Source organism: Vibrio sp. NFR (genome assembly GCF_027587095.1).
Lineage (GTDB): Bacteria > Pseudomonadota > Gammaproteobacteria > Enterobacterales > Vibrionaceae > Vibrio > Vibrio harveyi.
In genome coordinates this window covers 768,185-792,598 of sequence record NZ_JAPPTN010000001.1, presented here as the reverse complement: position 1 = coordinate 792,598, position 24,414 = coordinate 768,185, and the positions used below count along the sequence as shown (strand labels likewise).

Here is a 24,414-nt window from a genome sequence, read left to right as displayed (position 1 = left end):
CAACAGCTCCCTATTTGGGTTCAATTTGGTAGCTAGCGGTAAGTTTTGTCTAGTTGACCAGTTTGTAGGTTAAGTCTTTTTCATCCAACAACCCGGATTCAACGAGGTTTCTCTCCAACATCATGTCTTGCAGTTGTTTCAGCGAATTGATGTTACCGTAACTGCGGCGGATCTGGTCAAATGCTTCTTCCAGTTGCGGTAGGTTTTGTGCATTCATCTGGTCAGTAGTCGCTTCAGAAGCCGCTAAGAACCACTCTACATCCTTGGTGATCTCTTGCACTTGAATCAGGCTTTCACGCAATTTCGCTTGGTAATGCTCGACCTCTTTGATGGCAGAAAAGAACTCCGTCCATGCTTGCATGTTGTCGATAGCGGACGTGGAAGACATGGTGGTTTTGTTGAGCTTCACACGGGATTCATTGATCGCCTCTTTAAGCTTGAATAAACGCAAACTGAGCTCATCAGAACGCTTTGGTAACAACTTCACCTCGTACTTCACTAGCTTACGAATCGCATGAATGTGTTCATCACGCTTACGAGCAGAAAGCGCCAAGAACTCGTGATCGACTTTTCCTACCGAGTTAGTTTTAAGTTGCTTGCGAGCAGATTCAATTTTTTTGTTAAGAAGAGATTTAACCCCTTTCTTTGAGCCCTCTTCCCACGCTTTGCGAGAAGCGGCTTTTAACGCTGCCCCACCTGCGACTTCCAACAGGGCTGCCCCCTCTTTCGAGCCGGGAAATGGAATCATCCCGATACCAGTCCTTACCCCTTTTTGTGCAATATCCATCGCGACCATTTTCTTGTCACGTTTCACCCAGTTCTTTGCAGATTGGTATTTATTACCGAATTTTCTCGCCCAACTTTTGTGATATGACTTACTGTCCTTTTCTACATTTTGCAAAAATTCTTTCGCCATCTTTTTTGCATTTTGACTCGCCATAAAGAACTCCTTTTCTTTTAATAAATCGAATAGCGAATAAGATCTAATACTGCTATTTTTTGAGTAATTTGATTAATAATAGTATTTATATTTCAAATTTTTATTATTGAAAAGTTCAAGCATAAGGATATGCAATGGCTGATAAATACAGCAGTTCGGCTAGTTTAATGTCTGCAAAAGACTCAAGTAATCAAGAACATATCATAAGCAATGCAACAGTAAAGCAAGCCTTATCAGAGCCCTTTGAAATCAAAGCGATGCTGGTATCCAGTGGCTTTGACATGCAAGATCAGTTGGGGCAATTTCTTACAATAAACCGTTATTTCAACGAATCTGGCAGTAATACACTTAATCGTTCCTACAACGGAATTGTGACATTGATCCAACATTTAGGAATGGATTCAAATTTACAAAACCACCAATACGAAATAACGCTTAAACCGTGGTTTTGGTTATTAAAACACACACATTCCTTCCGGGTTTATCAAAATCAATCCACACAAGAAATCGTCAGTGATATTTTCGACAACGCTGGTTTCAAAGGAAACTATAAAATATCCAGCATGCCTTCAACCAAGCGTGAATATTGTTTGCAATATAACGAATCAGATTTTGATTTCGTTTCTCGCCTGCTCGCTGAGGAAGGTGTTCATTATTATTTCGAGCATACGAGTGGTTCACACACTATGATTTTGCAAGATGCTCAAACCCCATTTGATAAAGCCAGCACAGCAAAGTTCGACATGAAAGAAACACCGACTGGCTCACTCCCTCTGATTGAAGATTGGTGCCCGACCGTTGCCTTTCATGGCGCGAGCGTAGAGCTTTCAAGCTACGATTATTCGCAGACAAAACTCATCTCCAGCGGCAGTAAAACCTCCAGTAATACCATTGCCAACAACACTAAACTCGCCAACACGCGTTACCCAACTTTGGGTATCAGCGGTGATATGACAGATCTCTCTAGCAATCTTGCCAAACGTCGAATCGAGTATGTTGAGCAGGATTACCAAAGTGTCATTGCCAGCGCAAAACATGATCTCTTCGAGCTCGGTACTTACTTCTCGCTCTCAAGCCATCTAGACAAAGAGCAACTTGGTGACTTTTCGGTCGTCAGTATGGAAGTGGAATACACCGAAAATGCAGAGAGCAGCACCAGACTAAAAGTGATCCCAAAAGATACCCCTCACTACCCTCAACCTCGCTCAAAACAAGTGGTTCAGGGCTTACAAAGCGCAGTCGTTGCTGGCTCAACCGCGGGTGATATTAATCAGGACGAACAAGGTCGCGTGCGTATTCAGTTCCAATGGGATACAGATGCAACTGGCGACAAAACCAGTTGTTATGTTCGTGTCGCACAAATGCTTGCGGGAAGTGGTTACGGTGCTCAATTTGTGCCACGAGTCGGGCAAGAAGTGCTGGTCTCTTTCATCGATGGCGATCCAGATAGACCTATCATCACGGGCAGCGTTTACAACAGCAAAAATGCCCCGCCATACGCAGAAGCCAATACAACAAAGTCTGGCATCAAAACTCAACTTTCTGGACAGAGTAACGAGCTCTACTTCGATGATAAAAAAGACAATGAACTGCTTTACCTTCATGCAGCCAAAGACCTGACGCAAGAAGTTGAAAACAACCAAACCGAAACCATCAAGGGCGAATTGAGCCAGGCGGTCACCAAAGCGGTATCAGTGTCGACAGAAGACAACTACTCGCTGAGCGTAACCAAAGCACTGAGCGAAAAAGCCAAGTCGATTTCGATTGAAGCTGACGATTCTATCGAGCTCAAAGTTGGCTCAAGCAAAATAACCCTGTCCTCATCATCCATTGCCATTGAAGCAACCAATATCGACATCAAAGCGAGCAGCGCACTGAATTTGGAAGGGACCAATGTCACCAGCAAAGCCACTTCAGCCAACAAAGTTTCTGGCACCACGACCGCTCTTGAAGCAACCAGTTCAAACAGTATTTCTGGCTTGAGTATTTCCATCAAAGCGGACACCACGCTTTCTGCTGAAGGCTCTTTGAGTGCCGAGTTCAAATCGGGTCTCAAAGCGACATTTGATGGCGGTGTAATGGGTGAAGTAAAAGGCGCAATTGTAAAGGTTAACTAATGAAATATAAGAAGATTCCATACCAAACGGCAGAGCAAATACTACCGAGATTCAAAGCCAGTGACGAGGCTAAAGCGCTACTCAACGAAGAAACCAGCATCAACGATGCAATTCAATCACTCACAGACAAAGAGCTCTACAACGATCTCGTTCAGTTTTTGACGCACGCTCTACCCGTCCGGGAGGCAATCTGGTGGGGAGCGTTGTGTTTAAATCAACGCAATGAGGAATGGTCACCCCTTCAAAAACAAAGTGTCGAAACGTGTATGGCTTGGGTGCGTTCACCCTCCGAAGAATTGCGCCGCAAAGCCGAACATCTCTCTCATCGATTGGAACTGAATTGCGGTCCATCTTGGCTTGCTCAAGCGGTATTTTGGAATGGTTCGGGCAGCATCGTTGCACCAGATATTCCACCCGTCATGCCTGATCCATTTTTGTATGCCAAAGCGACTGCGGGAGCTATCAATCACGCAGCGGCCCTTCCTGAATGGGACAAGACGAAACCTTACTATCAAGCCGCAATCGCCATGGCGTTGGATATCGCTGCAGGCGGTCAAGGCACTTCAGTTAGCCAATCACAAACTGCAGTACAAGGAGAAGTACGATGACATTACCTGCTGCTCGTATCACTGACATGCATGTTTGCCCAATGCAGACACCTGCAACGCCACCAATTCCTCATGTGGGTGGTCCGGTCACCGGCCCTGGGGCACCTACTGTGTTGATCGGTAGCTTACCGGCCGCGACAGTAAGTGACGTTTGCGTGTGCGTTGGAACCCCAGATTCTATCGCGATGGGAAGCACGACCGTGCTATTAAGCAATAAACCTGCCGCCCGAATGGGAGACACCACTTCTCATGGCGGCAGTATTGTTGCTGGTATGCCCACAGTACTTATAGGGGGATAAAACCTCTTTATAAATCAGGATATTATATTGATAGAAGCATTCATCCGACCAATTTTTTGGATCGACATCTTAGTTTTTATTAAATAGTTAATTTTTATCGGCTATTTAGGAAAATCCTCACTAGACTGAAGTTTACAAACTATGAAACCAGAGGAAGGGAATTATCTCTGGCTTAATAAAACAATAATTCATGGATTGAATATGGTTGACATTGATAGTCTTTTGGCACCGATCACAGATGGATCGCCGAGCGGCGTCTATCTAAAACTCGATAGAAGTGCCTATCGAGCACTGAGAAACAGTTACAATGCGGCGCAATCGTCATTTCGCCAGTTGGTGGAAACGCCCGAAGCATCCAGTGATGAATCCTTACTTGAGAGTAATGATGAAAACTGGACGCAGCTGCGTACCGCGACATTTCACGCTCTCACCCAGTCAAGCAAAGACTTGGAGTTACTAGGTTGGTATATCACCAGTCAGTTGTTCACCGACGCACCCTATCGAAACCTTGCCGACGCAACGCAAGTTCTTCTAAGCACCGTGGAGCAGTTTTGGGACTCTCTCAATCCATTCCTTCCTGAAGACAAACTAAAAAGCGCTGAGGAGTCTGGCATAGCGAGAGAACGTGCTGAGTTCCGTATGAAGCCTTTGCTACAGCTTGTTGGCGAAACTCATGATACAACTGCCGTGTATATGCCTTTGCAGTTAATCGGCTTGATTGATGACATCACTTTTGCAGATTACCTACGTGCAGAGCGCAACGGTTCGCTTGGCGAAATCAAAACTAAAGCGCAAAACCTTTTCAGCGCAGACACGCAAGACATCTTAATGGATCTGGCGCAAACGTATAAGAATCTTGATACTACAGAACAAGCCATCGCGAAGCATTGCCAACCAATTAACGCCACGCCAGTAAGTTTCAAATTCATCAAAGAAAACATCGCTGAACTTATAAATGCGATTCGTTACCTCACCGAAGATAATTTTTCCAAGTGGCCGTTAGACGAAAAATTTAGGCTATTAAAAGATGAACCACAAGCCGCTGAGATAGAACTACCAAGCGTAAGTGCTGTTGAGCCGACTGATAACATATTGGAATCAGTTGCTCAAACAACGGGTCAAGCGAGTAAAGAAACGAGCCAAACGTCTTCTACTCAGCAAATCGATTCTGTGCCCCCCACTTCAACCACACAGACTCAACCCCTTATCCAAGCGCCTTCCGTTAGCATCGATGTTCAAGTACACAATCGCGACCACGCCTTTCATGAACTTAGAAAGCTCGCCGACTACTTCAAACAAACCGAGCCACACAGCCCTGTTCCGTTCTTGCTAGAGCGCGCAATTCGTTGGGGTTATCTGAGCTTACCAGAACTACTCCAAGAAATGACTGGTGGCAACAACCAAGTGCTCGACCATATCAATCAACTCACAGGAATGGACAACTTAGAACAAACCATTCTGAAGAAAATTCCTGAACCACAATCAGTGTCAGAGTCGGTTCCGACCGTACCACCTGCGACTGAGGTTCAAACAGCCTCTAATGAGGAGTCTCAAAGTGCAACGTCAATTGAAACAACAACGTCAGAGCAAAGCGACACTCCAAATACAACCAACCAACCAGAAGTAAAAACTACTCAATCGTCGAGCGGTATTACCGATTTCGAGTGGTGAAGCAAAAAATGCTAAAAAGCAAAGGAGAACCAAATGGCTTCTATTTACATGAGAATTGATGGCACCACACCAAAAGGTGCTGCAACGGTAGAAAAGATCGGTGGCAAGGATGGATTTTTTGCTATTGATACAGTGAACTGGAGTGCCGTTCGTGGCGTTGGCATCGACGTCGGTAATGCGAACAACGCAGACCAAGGCATGGTCGCGCTAGGTGAAGTGAACATCTCTCGTGGCTGTGATGGTGCGACACCGTACTTAACGACTTTCCTTTACGCACCAGGTGGCGAAGGCAAAACCATCGAGATCGTGATGACTAAGCCAAACCGTGAAGGTTCTGGTGCAGATCCATACCTAATCCTGACACTAAGTGCTGCGCGTATGTCGAGCTACAACATGGGCGCGTCGGATGGTCACCTACCAAATGAATCATTCAGCCTCACTTACACCGAGATTTCTAAAGCGTACTACATCGAAGGCGAAGGCGGCAAAATCGAGAAAGGTCCTGAAGTGGGCTTTGACGCAACGACAGCGAAAGTTACTTCGACAGCTTCTTAATGGAATAAGGAGATACCATTATGGCACTGAACTCCCAACACAAGCGAGTTAGCAAAAACCGTGTAAGTATTACTTACGATGTCGAGACGAATGGCGCAGTAGAAACCAAAGAACTCCCTTTTGTGGTGGGAGTCGTCGGTGATTACTCAGGTCACAAGCAAGACAAAGAGGACGTGGAAGATCGCACCTTCTATAACGTCGACAAAGACAACTTCGATACTGTTATGAAGCGGGTTGGCCCTGAGTTATCACTCAAAGTGGACAACGTTTTGGTTGATGACGACAGCCAAATCGAAGCGAGTCTGAAATTCTCATCAATGAAAGATTTCGAGCCTGAAGCCATCGTTGAGCAAGTTGAACCGCTCAAGAAGCTTGTTGAAACTCGTAACCAACTCAAAGTACTGCTTTCAAAAGCGGACCGTTCTCGTGATCTAGAGAAGCTACTCAAGGAAGTTCTGCAAAGCGCAGACACTATCAACGCCCTTTCCGATGAGCTAGGCATCCAGAAAGAAGGAGCAGAATAATGACGACGGAAGTTGAAAACCAACCACAAGCAGAAGCGGCTGAAGCTTCGCTGAGCTTTCTGGATCGTGCAATCGAAGCGACCACACAAACGCCAGCGGACACAACGAAAGAACTGTTCTCAGTATTAGCAGAGCAAGCGCTAAGCGGCACGGTAACCTGGGACAAGAACGTCACCAAAACAATTGAAAACGCCATCGTAGAGATCGACAAAAAGCTTTCTAAACAGCTATCAAAAGTCATGCAAGAAAATGACTTCCAAAAGCTAGAAGGTTCATGGCGTGGTCTGCAAAAACTGGTTAAAGAGAGCGACCTAGGACGTTCACTGAAAATCAAAATGGTCGACTACACCAAAGACGAACTACTTGATCAGTTTGAAGATGCGCCAGCCATCGACCGTAGCCCACTGTTTAACGCGGTATACCAAGGCGAATACGGCACAGCAGGTGGTGAACCGTATGGCACCTTCATCGGTGACTACGAGTTCAGCGCAAAAGATGAAGACGTCGCCCTACTACGCTACATGGGCGAAGTAGCCGCTGCGTGTCACGCTCCGTTCATTGCCGCAGCAAACGCAGAAATGTTTGAGTTCAATGACTTCACTACCTTCGAAGAAGGCAAACCGGTCGCGGCTGGTTTTGATTCTCCGGCTTATGCTGCATGGAACTCGTTCCGTGAAAGTGACGACGCGCGTTACGTAACTCTAACACTACCTCGCACACTGGCTCGCCTTCCTTACGGTGAGAAAGGTCTTGGCACCAAGCTGTTTAGCTACGAAGAGTTAAACACAGACCAAGATGGCAACCCGAACCCATCAAGCAATGATGAGTTGGTTTGGTCAAATGCGGCTTACGAGTTGGGTCTGAAAATGACGCAAGCGTTCACTGCGTACGGTTGGTGTACAGCGATTCGCGGTCTGGATAACGGTGGTAAAGTGGAAAACCTACCAAACCTAACGTACAAGACCGAAGCTGGCGACTTGGTTCAGCAATGTCCAACAGAAGTGAACCTAACCGACGAACGCGAGAAAGAGTTAAGTGACCTAGGCTTCTTGCCACTGGTTCACTACAAGAACTCAAACTACGGCGTGTTCATCGGCGGTCAAACAACGCAGCAACCTAAGACTTACACAGATCCAGATGCAACAGCAAACGCAGCGATTTCAGCGCGTCTTCCTTACATCATGGCAAGTGGTCGCATCGCTCACTACTTGAAAGTCATGGGCCGCGACAAGCTAGGTTCAAACCTAGAAGCGCCAGACATTCAACGTGAACTTCAACTGTGGATCGATCAATACACCAACGCAGGTGCAATTGGTAACGATCAACGAGCGAAAACGCCATTGGCGGAGTCTCGCATTGAAGTGGTTGAACAACCGGGCAAACCGGGCGCGTATTCAGCCGTTGCTCACCTAAGACCTTGGCTACAACTTGAAGAACTGACTACGTCGGTTCGCATGGTAGCGAAGATCCCAGGTTAAGCATGATAAAGCTTGGTCGAAGTAGGATGCTTCGACCAAGCCAATTCGATTTAGGTCACAAGGATAGTATGAGTAAGATTTATCACTCAGGTTGGCAGACCCAATTTATACAGCTAGACGATAAAGACAGCGACTTTTTACAAGAGGCGCTCTCTTTACTGTCTCAAGTGTCTCGCTCCGCGCTAGACAATCCCGATGCGCTTATCACACATGTTTCGCGCTTGATTGCAGAGATTGACAATAAGCTCTCGAAACAGATGGATGAGTTATTGCATCATCCAGAATTTGAGGCACTGCAAACCAATTGGCTAGGGCTTCAAGGCTTAGCCACCCTGCCCGTTAATTACCAACGCACTCAACTCAAGCTTCTCAATATGAGTTGGGAAGAAGTGTCTTCCGACGTCAATCAAGCCTACAGCACCAAAACGTCTGAGCTGTACAATAAGATCGGCAACCAAGAGTTAAACACCTTAGGCGGACATCCATTCGGTTGCTTGCTGTTCACACAACCTATCGCGGCAGATATGGATTTCGAATCCGACTACGATGATTTGTTCACCGTAGAACTATTGAGCCGCTTAGGTGAAGCAACGTTATGCCCAATGCTATTTGCTCCTAATCGCGATTTCTTTGTCGAATCCGGCGCAGACTGGCTGTCTGATATCAACCGAATCGAGAAGATCCTTGCTAGTCCTGATTACCAATCGTGGCAGTCTTTACGCAGTAAGTCCTCTGCGCGTTTTGTCGGTTTAGTGATGCCAGAAATGTGCATGCGTACACGTTATCAAAACGCCAAAGTGGGTTTCATATACAACGAGAAACAAAACGGACTTTGGGGCAATGCGGGCTTTGCATTTGTATCCACCATTATGCGAGAGCATCAACGTGTAAGTTGGTTTGGCTTCTTGAAATCTCGTTGGAACGACAACAACCAAGGTGCTGTGGTCAATCAAAGCCAAAGCGATAGTCATTTTCTGGTTCAACCTCAAACCAAAGTGACCTTGTTTGGGCAACTGTCGACCTTCTACAGTCGCAGTGGTTTTATCCCTCTTACTAAGAGTCCTTTGAGCGACAAGTTTTACTTCAATGGTAACAATTCGATTTGGCACAACAGTGAATCTGATAATGAGAAAGTCCTCACTCAAATCCAAACCTCGTTGATGTCTTGCCGTATTGCACATTATCTCAAAGTACAAGTGCGAGAGATGATTGGCAGCTTCAAAACAGCTGCTGAGTGTGAGTTGTTCCTCTCTCAGTGGGTTGAAAAATTCTCTAGTAACGTCGCGTACGCCAACGAAGAAACCCTATCAAAATACCCATTGAGTTTTGCAAAGATCAGCGTGTGCGACTCTGACCATCATCCGGGCAATTTCGTCTGTACTTTGCGCATCGTACCGCAGTATCAATACGACCATTTCAGCGGCGAAGTGGTGCTGACAACAGAATTGGATGAGGTGGCGTAATGAGTTTTTGGCGTACCTTTGTGCAAACTGCCCCTACCACTCGTCGAGATGATATCGAGGACATCAAATATCACCTCACTCGTCTGTTCGATTCGGAAGCGTCACTGATGAGCATTGATGATCGGTTAACCGAAGTGCAGCGCTCTAACTACCGTTTTGGCATCGAGGATGTGCACCTGTTGAGTGCCAGTCTCGACCACCAGCAATTAGCCCTCAAACTAGAAAACTACATTCGACATTTCGAGCCTCGTCTTAGCCAAGTCATGGTTGAACTTGTTGAACGTAAAGCGGGAGAAAACACCATCGCGTTCAATATTGTCGCCAAAGCCAAAACGGCACAGGGCGAAAAAGAGCTGATTTTTGATTCCAAGATTTCATTAAGCGACATGACCACCGATATGAAGGAGGATTTGTATGAGTGATCCTCTACTGCGTTATTACGAGCAAGAGCTGACTTTTGTTCGCCGTGCTCTCGGTCAATTTGGTTCTGAACATCCAGAACACGCACAACGCCTAAACATCCATCAGGGACAAATCGAAGACCCAAGTTTGGCTCGCTTATTGGATGGCGTGGCACTATTGAATGCCAACGTTGAAAAACGTCTATCTGAGCAAGTCCCTGAAGTTGTCGAAGGACTACTTGGCGTACTCTACCCAAGTTACATTCAAACGGTACCGAGTGTGGCGTATCTAGAAATGAGCACAGACGCGCCTTCCACCGACAGCACGACGCTTCCCAAAGGCACACGCTTTTCTTCCGAATCGCACGGCAAAACATGTTTGTTCACCACTACGGATGAACTCAAAACTACACCATTTGCACTGATTGACACCAAGGCAAGCAGTGCGCCCTTTGACTTCAATCGCCCACAAGGCAGTGAACAAACTACCGCCGTTATTCAGCTCACTCTATCTACTGGAGATGATGATGTGCACTTCAGTCAATTAGCGTTAGAAGATCTCGACTTCTTTGTTCAAGGTTTCGAGAACAATGCGGACTCCTTGGTTGAACTGCTGCTCAGTGAAGCGCGTGCAATATCGATTTCCGACATCAATGGTGAGAATCACGCTGTCTTGGCTGCCAATCAGCTCAAGAGCCGAATCAGCGATAAGCAGTTTCAGTTTCTGCCACAAAAAGGCAATCAATTTTCTGGCTACCATTTGATGAATGAATTTTTCTTCTTCAAAGAGAAACGTCAGTTCTTCCGTCTTAAAGGCTTTGGTGAAGCCTGTCAGCAACATGATTGCTCCACTGTGGTATTAAACCTGTTCATGCACTCTTTACCGATGGAGTTTATCCGTCTTTTCGACAACCAAGTGTTTAAGCTCAATGTAGTGCCTGCGGTGAACCTCTTCGAGCAAACGGGCGAACCAACCAGCTATGACCAACGTAGCCTGACCATTCCCGTTAATGCCGATGCGCATACCGATAATGAGATTCAAGTGGTCGACATTTTGGATGTGTTTGAGATTACGTCGAGCGGTCAAAAACTGCTGACGCCACTGTTTAAAGACAGTTACCAAAGCGACCCACATTGCGATTACTGGCAAAGCCGAAAGGAGTCCACAGGTGAACTGCGATTGGCGATCAGCCTAAACGCCAACCAAGAACTCGAATTCAACAAACTCTACGGTACTCGCCTTCTTTGTACCAATGGCAAACAAGCATGCACCATCAATGGTGAGATGACATGTTTAGAGCCGATAGATTTACCCGGCGATTTTCATTCGCTCTACCCACCGTCAGCTCCAATAGAGCGTGAATCTGACGCTAATATGCACTGGCAATTTATTGGGCTACTGAACAGTAACTTCTCGTCACTTTTACACTCTGAAGATCCGACTCAGCAGCTTAAGCAAATGCTGCAATTGTGTAGCCGCAATCAGTTGGTAAGCGATGAAATTCAGATGATTCAGTCAGTAAAAGTGCGCTCGCAAGTTTCATCGATGCGTATTCTTGGCAAGAACGTCTTCTCTCCGGGCACAGAGATTGAAATCACTCTCGATACCTCTGGTAACTATCTGACTTTCACCGATGTATTGAATCGCTTCTTCCAACAGTTCTGTAGTTTTGATCGCTACATTCAGCTCACAATTCGTCTTTATGGCAAAGATGGCATTGCGAGGCGTTACCCAAAAATCCACGGGAGCCAACGCTCGATGTAGCGTGGAAGATAGATGATGTCGATGTCACTGATTAACGATTTAAAAGCGAACCCACATGAGTATGACTTTGCTCTAGCAATGCGATTGCTGATGCAAATGGCAAAACAGTCTGGGCACAAGCTGAAGTTAGAGCTTAAAGCGGAAGCCATGCCTCATGGTGATGCCGACGATATTCAATACTTCTCGTTCAGTGACCACAGCGCCAAGGTTCGCATTGCTCAGCAAGCACTATCTGGCGCACAAGGGGTTATCCCAAACTACATCTATGAAGAATTGTTGTTTGCACTGCATAACGATGATCACGCACTGAAAGACTTTTTAGACGTATTCAATCAGCGCCATTTTGAACTTGCCGCTCAGCTAGAACTCGCTCCTCATCTCTTGGTGCAGAAAGAGCTGGCAAAAGAAAAAACCGATCTACTCAAACAACTGGCGAACCTGAAACACGAACACGGCGCGCTGTTCCAATATTCGCTGTTGTTCGCTCAAGGGCATCGCAACTTAGAAACGTTAGAGCAGATCCTTAACGACTACTTCCCTTACCAAATCGATGTGTCGACTAAGAGCCATGAACGTCGTCAGTTACCAGCAAGTTCTCTTACCCGTTTGGGACAAAAAGACGACTACAACAGCGGAATCGGACAAGGCTTCCTCATTGGCAAAACGTGCATGACTTACAACCAACATCTTGTAGTGAGCATCCAGCCAGCCAACCGCAAAGAGCTGCATCAAATTCATAGAGATACTCAGTTGGCGAGCCACATGCGCCAGCTCATTCAACATTATTTACGAGACGCCACGCCGATTTCTATTTATCTCAACGTTAAGCGTGCGTATCTCGAAAAACCAAGGCTGTCTGCTCAACCAGATCAAGCCGCGAAATTGGGTGAAGTGGATTGCCTCGCCCCTGAACGTAAACCTACAGAGCGGATTCGGATTCTTCTGAAATAGCTAGGTAGACATCGCGACGACAAAGAAGGTTATCGCGCAAAAGACAAGGATAAGGTTATGACACAAGTAACGCTGACAAATTTAGTCGCCAAGTTATCGCCAGAATTAAAACGCGCATTGGAAGCTTCTGCGGGGGCAGCTATGAACCAAGGCGTTGCTGCCATTGAGCCAGAACATTGGTTGCTCACGCTATTGAATCAGCAAGACGCGCACTTAAAAACTTTGATTGAAAGTCAGAAGATCAACCAAGATCAACTTGCTAGTGAACTGGCAAATCGCATCGAGCGCTTACCAAAAGTACAAGACAGCCAGCCAACGCTCAGCCATGCACTGACTGAACTTCTCAAAGACGCTTGGATGATTGCCTCCGTTAACTATGGGCATGGTGAAATCATCAGCCTGCATCTCGTTCAAGCACTGTTGCAGCAGAACGTCATGGGCGTATCGAGCAACAATCTCGAATCACTACAGAACGTGTCGACTGAGTCCCTGCAAGGTTTAATCAACAAAACGCCGGTTAAGCGAGCAACACAACAAAGCACAGGTGAAGCAAGTTCAGCCGCAAATACAGCAAGCGCGAACGACGCATTAAGCAAGTACACCATCAACCTGACTCAACAAGCGATTGAAGGCAATATCGACCCGATTTCTGGGCGTAATTCTGAAGTGAGAAAAGCCATCGACATTCTTTGTCGCAAACGCCAGAACAACCCTATTTTTGTTGGTGAGCCGGGCGTGGGTAAAACCGCTGTCGTTGAAGGCTTAGCACTGAGAATCGCAGCAGATGAAGTACCAAGTGCGTTGCAAGGCGTTCAACTCCATTCACTTGATTTAGGTTTGTTACAAGCAGGTGCCAGCGTAAAAGGCGAATTTGAAAACCGCCTTAAAGATGTCATCAATGAAGTAAAAAACAGCGATGTGCCAATCATTGTATTTATTGATGAAGCACATACGCTTATCGGCGCTGGGGGTGCAGCAGGACAAAATGATGCTGCCAACCTATTGAAACCTGCTCTTGCGCGTGGTGAGTTCAAAACCATTGCCGCAACAACATGGGCAGAGTACAAAAAGTACTTTGAGAAAGATCCTGCCCTGACTCGCCGTTTCCAAGTCGTCACGGTAGAAGAGCCAAATGCAGAAGATGCCAAACAGATGCTGCGAGGCATTGCGGCTTCATTGCAAAAGCACCACGGCGCGTTTATCACAGAATCCGCGATCGATGCCGCTGTCAACCTGTCCATTCGCTACTTACCTTCTCGCCAATTGCCAGATAAAGCGATCAGCCTGCTCGATACCGCTAGTGCGCGTATTGCATTAACTCAAGGTGCAAAACCAGAAGTGATTGAAGCGCTGGAGCAAACCATTCGTTATCAACAAAACGAGCAGTCTGCTTTGGAGAAAGAGTTTGATTTGTTCGGCACAGGCGCAGAAGAAATTGCCGAATTGAAGCAAGAAATCACCACCAACCAATCTCAATTAGCGGACTATCAGACGCGTTGGGAACAAGAGATTACATTGGTTGATGAGATTAAAGCGCTTCAACAAAGCATCACAGAAAGCGAAACGCCGGACGAAGCTCAACAAACCCAATTGAATGCCCTTCTCGACCAATTACGTGAGCTTCAAGGTGAAGAACCGTTAGTTAATGCGATGGTGGATGATTCGACCATCGCTCAAGTCATTTCCGGTTGGACAGGCATTCCCGTCGGTAACATGATGAGTGATGAAATCGCTCGCCTATTGTCACTAGAATCAGAGCTAGATAAGCGCGTTATCGGTCAAAACGTGGCTAAGCAAGAACTAGCAAAAGCGATTCGAATCTCGCGCGCTGGCTTAACCGACAACCGTAAGCCGATCGGTGTGTTCTTGATGTGTGGTCCAAGTGGTGTCGGTAAAACTGAAACCGCCATGGCGCTCGCTGAACAGCTTTACGGAGGCAGCAACGATCTCACGGTTATCAACATGACCGAGTTTAAAGAAGAACACAAAATCTCAATGTTACTTGGCTCGCCTGCCGGCTATGTTGGCTTTGGTGAAGGTGGCGTGTTAACCGAGGCGATTCGCCGCAATCCCTACTCTGTCTTGCTTTTGGATGAGATGGAAAAAGCGCATCCGGGCGTTCATGACCTCTTCTATCAAATCTTCGATAAAGGACACATCAAAGACAGCGAAGGTCGCACGGTGGATTTCAAAAACACCTTAATCATCATGACTTCTAACGCCGCTGACCAAGCGATTTGCGATGTGTGTGATGAAAACGCCGAACGCATCAGCAACGATGAACTGCTCGAAGCAATTCGTCCCGATCTACAACGTTACTTCAAACCTGCGTTCTTAGGACGTACTACCATCGTGCCTTATTACCCACTCAACGATGATGAGTTGGCGAAGATCACCGAAATCGCGCTAAACCGCATTCGCAAAAAACTGGCAGAACAGTATCAAGCGAGCTTTACGTGGGATGCAGGTTTTGTGGATTTGGTTGTCAGCAAAAACACCGACCCTACGACAGGTGGTCGTGCGGTTGAGCAAATCATTAACCGCTCTTTAATGCCGAAGTTGGCAGAAGAATGCATCGCGCGCCTGAGCACACAACAACCGATTAGCCAAGTGACGGTCACCGCAGCGTCGACGCCACAGGGCTTTGAACTGGATATTCAGTAGTAACGAATCATGATGTTTAGAAGCGTACATTCACCCCACCTCGTCACCACCTCGATTCTTGTTCAAGAGGCGGCGGTCAGCTGTGGGATGAGTCTTTTCCGCAAAATAACCAAGCTGGTTTCATCACTGTTTATTTTGCTTGGTGCCCTTTTCTCGTTCGAAGCTTGGGCGCAAGTTTGGATTGGTCCCGACCGATTACTGCTTGCGACCCACAAATGGGCACCGTACCAAACTCACCAGAATCAAAACATGGATGGGTTTGCGCTTAATCGCGTCAAATGCGCGCTGGGCGAAATGGGACAACCTTACCAACTGACCATGACGGAATGGTCTGACGCACAACTTCACGTGCACAGTGGTCAACAGCACGGCTTTTTCGTCTCGCCGAAAACCAGAGAACATGACAGCTACGCAACGTTGTCAGCTCCTATTACCGAGCAAAAGTTGCGTTGGTATTTTGGTCCGGGCGTAGAGCCTAAGCTTGATGATTTGTCAAAGTTGAACCTTAAGTTCTCGGCAGAATTTGGCTCAAGCACATGGTTTTGGCTGAAACGTAATGGATACAACGTCGTTAAGCAGCCACGAGATGCTAAGGTTTTACTAAGGCTTTTAAAACAAAGAGAAATTGACGTCGCACTGGAAGATGAACGGGTGTTTCACACGGAAATCAGCCAAGCCTCTCTTCCAAGGGATTACTTCTATTCTCAAGTATTCGAAACCAAGCCGATGGGCGTGTATTTCTCTAACCGCTTTTTGGACAAATATTCTGGTTTCTTAACCGCTTTCAACACAGCGTTGGCTAAATGCGAGGGATAACAAGTGGCGATCAGCATACATTTGATTTCTGTACCCTCTGAAGAGGTGGTGACTTCAAGAGTCATCTATCTGCCCGAGTCTGGCGGGCAGTTTGGGCGTTCTGCTTCTTGTGAAGTGGCATTGCCCGATCAATCAAAACGCATCTCGCGTATTCACGGACAAATTCGTCTCACTGAAACAGGTTATTTGGTGAAGAGTACCGGTAAGAACCCGGCTCGCCTCAACGATAAAACCATGGTGAGAGACAAAGATTACCCACTCAACGATGGCGACATTTTAAAGATCGAAAGCTATTCAATGTTGGTATCAACACTCACGTCGAGCAAAGCGCCTGTCGAAGAGCAATCCGATGACCTCTTTGCGACCAAGTTCGACCTGCAACTGGAAGACAATGTCGATTTTCTCGATGAAGGAGATATCGTCGAACCCGTGAAATCGGAAGTTCATTACTCTCACCAAAATGTAATGAGCGATGACCCCTTCTCCTCCGACCCGTTTGAAGACATCGACGATGACGAACTAGCGGATCACTTTGAAGTGGATGAGGTGTCGAAACAGCAGCAAGCAATGGAGCGTTCTACGGAGATTGAGTATCTTCCGGGAGACCACCTTCCAACGTCTGAGCTGGAAGCCTCCATCGAAAAGCTGATTACGATTACCGAGAAGAATCAACAATACCTTCGCAACCCACCGCTTGCACATGATGCTTTGTTTGATGCGTTGGACAAAACGCTCGATCAGTTCCTCAACGAATTCGCGCCGAACCAACTAGAGAATCAATTTAGCGAATTTGTGTCTGGCGGACTGTTCAGCAGCAAAGACAAGAAGTATTGGAAAATCTACCGCAAGCACTTCCAACATCGACAAGATAACGGTGATTTTCGTCGTCAATTTAAAGCGATGTTTATGGAAAACATGCAAAAGCAAAGCGAGGAAAGCTGATGAAGATTTGGCTTAGTTTACTCGCTTTCGCTTTGGTGGGATGTTCATCTGACCCAACACCGGTTGTCACGCAATATCAATTGGCGGTGAGCGCCGAGAAGACGATCAACCCAAGTGTCAACAACAGTACCAATCCCGTGGTGGTGCGCTTGTATCAACTAACCGATGCCCAGCAGTTTAAGCAATTGCCGTTTATCGATTTGTACAACGATGACGTAAGCCTTTTGGGCGCAAACTTGGTGTCGAAGCAAGTGCTGCCCGTGGTAATGCCAGACAGTAACAGCAAACAAACCTTAGACATCAACAAGACCACTCAATACATCGGCGTATTGGTGGAGTTTGCCGAATATGATGCAAGCACGGCGACGGTAGTGACAACCACGCCTCAGGAAGAAGAACAATATATCCAGTTAAAGATCAGCGGTAACAAAGCAGCATTGCAAACCGTGACACCAGATTCACCTTGGTGGGATGTCTTTTAACTCGATTCAGTAGATAGGGAAATCTCGTGGACGCATACAAAAAAGTCGTTTGGCAAGAAGGCATGTTCATTGCCCCACAACACTTTCAACAACAAGACAGATACACACAAAACTACGTCAGACAAAACGTCGAAACGCTTGCTGGTTATGCCCCTTACTATGGTGTGACCGACTTGGTGATCAATCACGATCTACTTAAAATTGGCAAGCTTTCCGTCTCTTCTAGCGCGGGTTTGTTCCCAGATGGCACGCATTTCGAACTGAAACGCGAAGTCGCCAGAGATGTGCCGCACGGTACGATTGAGAAAATGGCTTACTTAGCACTGCCCGTCTCTCTGCAAGGCAATAATGATTACGCCAATGATGAATCGGAACAAAGCCGCTATCTCACACGCACCATCAATGTGTTTGATACTTCAACCTCTGAAAACGCCAGCGTTGAGGTGGACGTCGCACAGCTCAATATAGCGATTAAACTCGAAGGTGAAGACACTTCTGGCTTTACCCTCATTCCTTTCGCCAAGGTGTTGGAATGCAGTGAAACGGGCGAAGTGATGCTAGACCGCTCCTTTATTCCTGCGTGTTTGCATTACGGTGCATCACAGTTATTGGTTGAGCGTTTGAAAGAGATTCATGCTCTCACCTCCAACCGTGCCACCAGCTTGCTCAAACGTATACAAGCCGGACAAGGGCAAAAGAGTCCACAATCGATGATGCAGGATTACCTATGGCTGCAAACACTCAACACTTGGCTTCCGTGGTTTGATTTGTCTTTGTCGAATCCAAAGTTTCAAACCCATCAACTTTATTTGGAGCTACGTAAGTTTGAAGCGCAAGTCATGGCATCCACACCCGCAATTCCAGAGCCGTGTCAGCCGTTAGATTTCCATCGTCTGTACGATTGCTTTAATCCGCTTTTTTCGAATCTGCGCAATATGCTCACGCTGGTTCAACAAGACTCTGTGATTGAGTTTGCGTTCGACACTTCGTTGTTTGAACGACGCCGCTTGCTTCGCACGTTGGTAAAAGATGGTCACAACCTGTCCGATCGCCGATTCGTTCTCAGTGTCCGCTCCAACATCAGCAGCACCGAGCTCAACGAGTTGTTCCCTGCGGCAGCCAAACTGAGCAGCAATAACAAGATTGTCGAGATTGTGCGTAATGCCCTTTCTGGCGTTCAGCTGACGCCGCTTCCTGTTGCTCCAAGTGAACTAAAACCAATGCAAGGTACAGCGTATTTTGAAGTGGATACGTCAGACCGCAATTGGTTAGAAATGATTGAAAACCGCGATGCACTGGCGCTGCACGTCGATACACGTGTTGGCGACCTAGAAGTGATGCTGTACGCACTGAGGTAGTAAGTTATGAACTATTTGGATGAAGACACCTTAGTTTGGGACAGCAGCGAAAACGACTTCGTGAGTAAAGAGACCGACATGCCAGACGTAAAGTGGCATTCGGTCAACGCTGCACAAGCCAACATAGGGTTCTTACATCATTTCGACAAAGCCGAGAATCAGCTGATCAACATCAGTTCTGAGTTGTTGGCAGTCACGCTCAAGATCAACACCTTGCCGGAGCCCGAAGATATCACTACGCTCAGGCATCAACTAGTGGCTTCTATTAATGAGATCAAAACCAAAGGCGCGGAGCTCACCTATCCAGTCGCCGTGATCGACAAGCTCTGCTTCCTGTATGCCGTGGTTTTGGATGAGTTGATTGTCTACACCGATTGGGGTGAAAAACGCGGATGGGAGAACAAAACCCTACTCAGTGAACTGTTTGGCATGCGCAACGGCGGTGAGCTTTTCTTTACTGTGGCAGAGAAAGCAGCGCGCCAACCGCACAAGCTGATCGACTTATTAGAAGTGGTTTACCTGTTTCTCAATATCGGGTTTAAAGGTCAGTACCGCGAAACGGGCAGCGAACAGCTAAAGAGTTTTACCTACCGTCTAGAACAGATTTTAAGTCAGTACCGACAAGCCGGTGGAATCTATTGTCATACCAAGGTTTCGGTACCTAAAACACGTAAGCCAACGCGCAAAAAACGTTACCTTGTCACCACGCTATTTTTCCTAACTATCATTGGTTTGAGTGTTGCGCTCACCTATTTCTGGTACAACAAAACCAAACCACAGCGGGCACGTGATTTTGTTCAGCTCGGTGAGTACAGCCAGCGCTATATTGAATCTGGTCGTGCGGAAGACATCGTGTATGTCAGCACTGACGACGATTTAAAAGGCAATAAAGTCGCGGTAAATACCACCCAACCACCTCGTCCAGTTCCGAGCCAATCAAAAGCCGTGACGCCACAAGCGAAAACTTTGACGCCAGAAACAACGAGCAATCCAACGACAAACCCTGCAGCGGACACTGATTGGCTGGTGCAACTTGCGACCTTCTCTAACCTTAAAAACGCCGAGAATTTTATCGCCCAACTGCCGACATCCAACTATCAACCTGTCGCGGATAACATCAATTCATACGTTCGCGTCATTGTTCGATGTGACAGCTCAGAACAAGCGAAAACCATCAATAACTGGTATCGAGAGAATGCCAACGTCAACGGCTTAGTGGTGCATAACAAAAACAAACAAAGCGAGGTTGAGTCACAATGACGCAAGACAACCCAAACACACCAACAAGAAAAAAGGCAATCATTTGGAGCCTTGTTACCCTTCTGCTTCTGGCAATCTTAGGCGGCTTACTGACTTGGTTTGTTGCGTATCCTGATTTCTTATGGACAGGCGTCATCACGACAACCATTGTGGCACTGCTCTCTGCTGGGCTTTGCTTTTGGTTAATCAACCGCAAGGTGAAAAAGAGTCTTGAGCAAGACCAAGAACGTGCACTAATTATCAAACGCTCCAAGTTACTCGCCTTCCACTTCAAGAAAATGCTCGGCGTACAAAAACGTAAAAAGCGCTTAACCAGCCGTTACGATCAGCCGATTTACCTGTTACTCAGTGATAACCCAAGCAAAGACAAAAGCATCATCACGCAGATGGGTTACGAAGCTTATAAGGTGGATGACTTTGGTAACGACATTGAGTTTCCGATTCTATTTTGGCTCAGTGAACACTCAGTTCTGATTTCCATCAGCATGGGCGACGATCAACAACCGCTTTACTTAAAAACGCTGTGCCAGTGCCTAAATAAATGGCGTCCGAGACAAGCGATTAACGGCTTGTTGCTCACCACAGAAATTGAACAGTTAGTTGGCAATAGTGAAACCCTTTCACAAAAAGCCGACCAATTGAAATCGCAAATCAAAGCATTCAATCGTTCATTTGGTTTGAACCTACCTGTCTACAATGTCCTAACTAACATGGGTCAAGTGAGCGATTTCTGTCAGTTTTTTTCTGCGTTTGATGAAGCGAGACGCAATGAAGTGTTCGGCGCCACCAGCCCAGTGCAAAAACATGGTGGCATTGATGCCGATTGGTTCAATGACGAATACGACCACCTCATTGGTCAGTTAATCTCGAACATGAGCAATGCGTTGGGAGCGCAGCTTAACCAAGATTTCCGCAATGCCATTTGTGGTGCGCCTTACCAATTTGGTCTGTTCAAACAGAATTTGTGGCACTTCTTACAACGCTTGCATCGAGGTGACCAATACGCAGATGGGCTCAACTTCCGCGGCTTCTACTTTACCCACAGTGGCAGTGATTTCGCACAGCATGATTTACTGGCGAACGTGGTCAATCAGTCCCTAGGCAATGAGCAATATCAGCAACACCAACAAATGCCTGTTCAACAAACCTTGTTTGCTCAGCATTTGATGTCTCATGTCGTGTTAAATGAAAACACTTTAGTCGGAGTTAACCGCCATAAAGAGAATTGGTTGTGGTTCAGCCAAACCACCTACACCCTAATTTGGCTCGGTTTATTGATTGGTACACTGACGATTCTCAAGCTCGACTTCGATTATCAAACCAATCGTGAAGCCAAAGCCGATGGCATGTTAGAGCGTTACAAAGAAGCGATCGCAGCACAGCCATACAGCAAAGAAGATTTGGTGGGCAACATTCCGAACCTGTACACCATGCATCGCATTTACGCGCTGTATCAGGAGCCTGAACCTTGGTATACATTGCCATTCCTACCGAATGCGACCATCAAGCCAGAAGTTGAAGCGGCTTACACCAAAGAGCTGCAACAAGTTTTGCTCCCTTCTATGGTGCACACCATTGAGAATGACCTTTATGTGTATGTGAACTTGGAAGACCAAGCCAGAACGCTCGAACTGTTGAACGACTATCGACTGTTGTTTGATAAAAATCGCACCAACATTGAAGAGTTGAAGAGTTACTTTTTAGCGAACTTAGAGCATCAAGGCGAAGCGGACAAAACCAACGTTGCTCAGCTTAAAGTGCTGCTCGACGATGTGTTTAACCAGCACTTAGTGGCGACAACTGCCAATCAAGAGCTTGAAGGACTGGCGAAGCAAGTCATCAATCAATCCAACATCGAGACGCTACTCTACCAACACATCTTGAATGATCATGCGTACGAGAAGCGCATCGATGTGCGTAAAGAACTTGGTTCCAACTTTAACCAAATATACCAATTCAAACCTGGCTACGTGGGTTATTTCGTGCCTTACTTGTACACACCAACTGGCTTTAACGAGTTGGATCTTTCTGTGGAATCTCCTCTTCTTATCGAAGCGTTATCCGCTTATGAAGGCATCGCAGGACAAGCCCCAAGCGCACTAGAGATGCACCGAATCAGCCACGATTTGAAACGCATGTACCAGAACGATTACATCAATTACTGGCGCGATTTTATTAATAGCATCGAGGTGAAAAACATTTCTGGTTCTGAGCAGTTGAACGCCAGCTTGAACGTACTCAACAATGCTTCAAACAATCCAATGTCTAAGCTGTTTACCACCATCAGCAACTATACTTCGGTTCTTCTACCTGAGCCAAAAAATGCGAAGAAGAAAACCGATGAGGAGATTGCCGATGCTGCGCAAGACAATGAGAAAAAGGAATCCGCTCGCCAAATCACACTGACGTTTAATGATTTCCACAAACAAGTGACGCCAGACGATCAGGGTAAGAAACCGATAGATTCCGTTCTTGAAGGTTTCGCTAACACGGCAAAATGGCTCGATCAGTTCTACAAATCCAATACGCCAGACAAAGTGGCTTACGAAACGTTATCTGCAGGTTTAAAAGCGCAAAACCCTGTCGCACAGTTGGCGTCACTGACCGATTCCCAGCCACCGCTATCCGGTGAAGTGATTGACTATGTGACAGTGCAAACTAATGAGTTGGTAATGAACTTAGCTCACCAATACCTTAATAGTATGTGGAACAGCGAAGTCTACCAGCCTTATGAAAACACCATCGCGGCTTTCTACCCGTTTAAGAAAAGTGCCAACAGCGACGCAAGCACAGCAGATGTTGCAGCCTTCTTTAAAACCGATGGCACATTGGACACCTTCTATCAAACCATGTTGAAAGGCTTCTCGACAGAGCAACGTGCACCGTTTATGTCCGGCTTGCTGCCAAATACTGGCTTTGCGTTGGATCCTGCGATTTGGCTGATGTTTGATAAAGCCAAAGACATTCGCTCTGCCCTGTTTTTAGCTGACCCGAAAAACGTCGCGATTCAATTCCAGATGAAACCAACAGAGATGAGCTCGGCACTGACTGAGTTTTCCATTCGGGCTGAAAAACCGATTTTCACCTATCAACACGGTCCGATGCTGTGGACTCAACAAAGCTGGAAAGGCGATTCTGTCGCGCAAGATGCACTAACAGTGCGTCTACAAAAACAAGCAACACCGATTGCCAATGAGCAGTTTAAAGGCAGTTGGGCATGGTTCCGCTTGATTGAGCCACGCGTCACTTCAACCTCTTCGCAAAGTACTCAACTTGAGTTTGATTACAATGGCGAGAAGGTTCGCTTAACGATTAAAACTCAAGGTCAGAACAATCCGTTCGTACCGAACTTCTTTGCGGGCTTTGTGTTACCGGCGAGCATTTAGTGATGAACACGTTCGCCAATCAAACCCTATTTAGAGCCTGTGGCGTTACTTATGTAGCGCCTTTGAGCGAAAACGTGTTTCAGTGCGAGCACAAGCTTTATGGCACTGTGGTCATCAAAGTAGCGCGCAGCTTAGCTGAGAAACGGGCTTTGATGGCGGAAGCGGACTTTCTATCCAAATACGTATCGGATTACTGGGCGAATTTCCATGGTTACGGCTCGCAAAACCATGCTGACTGGTTAATGAGCCAATATCTGGAAGGCAAAACACTTAACGCGATAGAACCTAATTTATTACCTCAAGACATAATAACCAAGCTTGAATTCGCTTTGCTAAACCTGCATAAAACGGGTTATCTGCATGGCGATATCAAACCACACAACGTCATCGTGACGCCGAATAACCAAGTTCGGCTTATCGACTTTGGCAGTGTGATTCGAGTTGATGCTAAATATCGAGAGCATTCACATACAACCGTTAGCCGAGCCTATAGTGCGACACACCCTTCTCTGCGTATCGGTCAGGCAAGTAAGAACGATGATTTCTATGCTTTGGCAATGACCTTGCTAAGCTGTCACGATCAACATCCTTTTGCAGGTCTCTCATTACAAGAAGCGGCAGAACTGCTACCTACCCCAAGCAACATTGATTTACCAACGCGCTACCAAGTTCTGATACAAAAAGAGTGGCAACGAATGCGCCACTCTTTGAAGTTATAGGGATTCAACGCTCTA

Annotated in this window: 20 protein-coding genes; 19 read left to right on the top strand and 1 reads right to left on the bottom strand. The window is 46.5% G+C overall.

The window, feature by feature from the left end; all coding sequences use genetic code 11:
* Positions 1–49: 49 nt before the first annotated feature.
* Positions 50–940 (bottom strand): hypothetical protein, encoded by an 891-nt coding sequence (locus tag OH463_RS03475; protein WP_005426534.1) that lies wholly within the window; start codon positions 938–940, stop codon positions 50–52.
* 134 nt (positions 941–1,074) lie between these two features.
* On the opposite strand from OH463_RS03475, the gene OH463_RS03470 reads away from it, so the two are divergent.
* From OH463_RS03470 to OH463_RS03380, 19 genes are all read left to right on the top strand, one after another.
* The gene (locus OH463_RS03470) at positions 1,075–3,057 is read left to right on the top strand and encodes a type VI secretion system Vgr family protein (RefSeq protein WP_269990531.1); all 1,983 of its coding nucleotides are present in this window, start codon (positions 1,075–1,077) and stop codon (positions 3,055–3,057) included.
* A complete protein-coding gene (locus OH463_RS03465; RefSeq protein WP_269990530.1) occupies positions 3,057–3,665 on the top strand; it encodes a DUF6931 family protein in 609 nt (202 codons plus the stop codon). Before OH463_RS03470 ends, OH463_RS03465 begins: the two co-directional genes overlap by 1 nt.
* A complete protein-coding gene (locus OH463_RS03460; protein WP_005426629.1) occupies positions 3,662–3,964 on the top strand; it encodes a PAAR domain-containing protein in 303 nt (100 codons plus the stop codon). Before OH463_RS03465 ends, OH463_RS03460 begins: the two co-directional genes overlap by 4 nt.
* A 201-nt stretch (positions 3,965–4,165) precedes the next feature.
* Positions 4,166–5,635 carry a type VI secretion system protein TssA gene (locus OH463_RS03455; protein ID WP_269990529.1) on the top strand — a complete coding sequence of 490 codons (1,470 nt, stop codon included), beginning with the start codon at positions 4,166–4,168 and terminating at the stop codon, positions 5,633–5,635.
* 33 nt (positions 5,636–5,668) lie between these two features.
* Positions 5,669–6,190, top strand: coding sequence for a type VI secretion system tube protein Hcp (locus OH463_RS03450; protein ID WP_005426582.1), 522 nt, complete (start codon positions 5,669–5,671; stop codon positions 6,188–6,190).
* Positions 6,191–6,210: 20 nt separating this feature from the next.
* Complete coding sequence (tssB, locus tag OH463_RS03445; RefSeq protein ID WP_005443648.1) at positions 6,211–6,714, top strand: type VI secretion system contractile sheath small subunit; 504 nt, start codon at positions 6,211–6,213, stop codon at positions 6,712–6,714.
* Positions 6,714–8,192 (top strand): type VI secretion system contractile sheath large subunit, encoded by a 1,479-nt coding sequence (gene tssC / locus OH463_RS03440; protein WP_005426542.1) that lies wholly within the window; start codon positions 6,714–6,716, stop codon positions 8,190–8,192. Before tssB ends, tssC begins: the two co-directional genes overlap by 1 nt.
* 68 nt (positions 8,193–8,260) lie before the next feature.
* Entirely contained in the window at positions 8,261–9,655 is a 1,395-nt protein-coding gene (locus OH463_RS03435; RefSeq protein ID WP_045416604.1) for a type VI secretion system contractile sheath domain-containing protein, read from the top strand.
* Positions 9,655–10,077: a type VI secretion system baseplate subunit TssE gene (gene tssE, locus OH463_RS03430; RefSeq protein WP_005451929.1), complete on the top strand. Its 423-nt coding sequence runs from the start codon at positions 9,655–9,657 to the stop codon at positions 10,075–10,077. Before OH463_RS03435 ends, tssE begins: the two co-directional genes overlap by 1 nt.
* The gene (tssF, locus tag OH463_RS03425; protein ID WP_269990526.1) at positions 10,070–11,821 is read left to right on the top strand and encodes a type VI secretion system baseplate subunit TssF; all 1,752 of its coding nucleotides are present in this window, start codon (positions 10,070–10,072) and stop codon (positions 11,819–11,821) included. The genes tssE and tssF overlap by 8 nt, the downstream gene beginning before the upstream one ends.
* Before the next feature lie 12 nt (positions 11,822–11,833).
* Positions 11,834–12,772 (top strand): type VI secretion system baseplate subunit TssG, encoded by a 939-nt coding sequence (locus OH463_RS03420; RefSeq protein WP_269990524.1) that lies wholly within the window; start codon positions 11,834–11,836, stop codon positions 12,770–12,772.
* Positions 12,773–12,829: 57 nt separating this feature from the next.
* Positions 12,830–15,436 (top strand): type VI secretion system ATPase TssH, encoded by a 2,607-nt coding sequence (gene tssH / locus OH463_RS03415; protein WP_269990523.1) that lies wholly within the window; start codon positions 12,830–12,832, stop codon positions 15,434–15,436.
* 87 nt (positions 15,437–15,523) lie between these two features.
* Complete coding sequence (locus tag OH463_RS03410; RefSeq protein WP_269990547.1) at positions 15,524–16,252, top strand: ABC transporter substrate-binding protein; 729 nt, start codon at positions 15,524–15,526, stop codon at positions 16,250–16,252.
* A 3-nt stretch (positions 16,253–16,255) separates the two neighbouring features.
* Positions 16,256–17,194: a type VI secretion system-associated FHA domain protein gene (locus OH463_RS03405; protein WP_269990522.1), complete on the top strand. Its 939-nt coding sequence runs from the start codon at positions 16,256–16,258 to the stop codon at positions 17,192–17,194.
* Positions 17,194–17,676, top strand: coding sequence for a type VI secretion system lipoprotein TssJ (gene tssJ, locus OH463_RS03400; protein ID WP_005451918.1), 483 nt, complete (start codon positions 17,194–17,196; stop codon positions 17,674–17,676). The genes OH463_RS03405 and tssJ overlap by 1 nt, the downstream gene beginning before the upstream one ends.
* Before the next feature lie 26 nt (positions 17,677–17,702).
* A complete protein-coding gene (tssK, locus tag OH463_RS03395; protein WP_009704391.1) occupies positions 17,703–19,034 on the top strand; it encodes a type VI secretion system baseplate subunit TssK in 1,332 nt (443 codons plus the stop codon).
* Positions 19,035–19,040: 6 nt separating this feature from the next.
* Positions 19,041–20,294 carry a type IVB secretion system protein IcmH/DotU gene (gene icmH / locus OH463_RS03390; RefSeq protein ID WP_269990518.1) on the top strand — a complete coding sequence of 418 codons (1,254 nt, stop codon included), beginning with the start codon at positions 19,041–19,043 and terminating at the stop codon, positions 20,292–20,294.
* On the top strand, positions 20,291–23,680 hold the full coding sequence (tssM, locus tag OH463_RS03385) for a type VI secretion system membrane subunit TssM (RefSeq protein ID WP_269990517.1): 3,390 nt from the start codon (positions 20,291–20,293) through the stop codon (positions 23,678–23,680). Before icmH ends, tssM begins: the two co-directional genes overlap by 4 nt.
* A gap of 2 nt (positions 23,681–23,682) precedes the next feature.
* On the top strand, positions 23,683–24,399 hold the full coding sequence (locus OH463_RS03380; RefSeq protein ID WP_269990546.1) for a protein kinase domain-containing protein: 717 nt from the start codon (positions 23,683–23,685) through the stop codon (positions 24,397–24,399).
* Positions 24,400–24,414: the final 15 nt, after the last annotated feature.

Coding starts and splice junctions, on each gene's coding strand:
- OH463_RS03410 (WP_269990547.1), top strand. CDS start 15,524: ATGAGTCTTTTCCGCAAAATAACCAAGCTGGTTTCATCACTGTTTATT.
- tssE (WP_005451929.1), top strand. CDS start 9,655: ATGAGTTTTTGGCGTACCTTTGTGCAAACTGCCCCTACCACTCGTCGA.
- OH463_RS03420 (WP_269990524.1), top strand. CDS start 11,834: ATGATGTCGATGTCACTGATTAACGATTTAAAAGCGAACCCACATGAG.
- OH463_RS03475 (WP_005426534.1), bottom strand. CDS start 940: ATGGCGAGTCAAAATGCAAAAAAGATGGCGAAAGAATTTTTGCAAAAT.
- tssC (WP_005426542.1), top strand. CDS start 6,714: ATGACGACGGAAGTTGAAAACCAACCACAAGCAGAAGCGGCTGAAGCT.
- tssF (WP_269990526.1), top strand. CDS start 10,070: ATGAGTGATCCTCTACTGCGTTATTACGAGCAAGAGCTGACTTTTGTT.
- OH463_RS03450 (WP_005426582.1), top strand. CDS start 5,669: ATGGCTTCTATTTACATGAGAATTGATGGCACCACACCAAAAGGTGCT.
- tssJ (WP_005451918.1), top strand. CDS start 17,194: ATGAAGATTTGGCTTAGTTTACTCGCTTTCGCTTTGGTGGGATGTTCA.
- tssM (WP_269990517.1), top strand. CDS start 20,291: ATGACGCAAGACAACCCAAACACACCAACAAGAAAAAAGGCAATCATT.
- OH463_RS03465 (WP_269990530.1), top strand. CDS start 3,057: ATGAAATATAAGAAGATTCCATACCAAACGGCAGAGCAAATACTACCG.
- tssH (WP_269990523.1), top strand. CDS start 12,830: ATGACACAAGTAACGCTGACAAATTTAGTCGCCAAGTTATCGCCAGAA.
- OH463_RS03380 (WP_269990546.1), top strand. CDS start 23,683: ATGAACACGTTCGCCAATCAAACCCTATTTAGAGCCTGTGGCGTTACT.
- OH463_RS03455 (WP_269990529.1), top strand. CDS start 4,166: ATGGTTGACATTGATAGTCTTTTGGCACCGATCACAGATGGATCGCCG.
- icmH (WP_269990518.1), top strand. CDS start 19,041: ATGAACTATTTGGATGAAGACACCTTAGTTTGGGACAGCAGCGAAAAC.
- tssB (WP_005443648.1), top strand. CDS start 6,211: ATGGCACTGAACTCCCAACACAAGCGAGTTAGCAAAAACCGTGTAAGT.
- OH463_RS03460 (WP_005426629.1), top strand. CDS start 3,662: ATGACATTACCTGCTGCTCGTATCACTGACATGCATGTTTGCCCAATG.
- OH463_RS03470 (WP_269990531.1), top strand. CDS start 1,075: ATGGCTGATAAATACAGCAGTTCGGCTAGTTTAATGTCTGCAAAAGAC.
- OH463_RS03435 (WP_045416604.1), top strand. CDS start 8,261: ATGAGTAAGATTTATCACTCAGGTTGGCAGACCCAATTTATACAGCTA.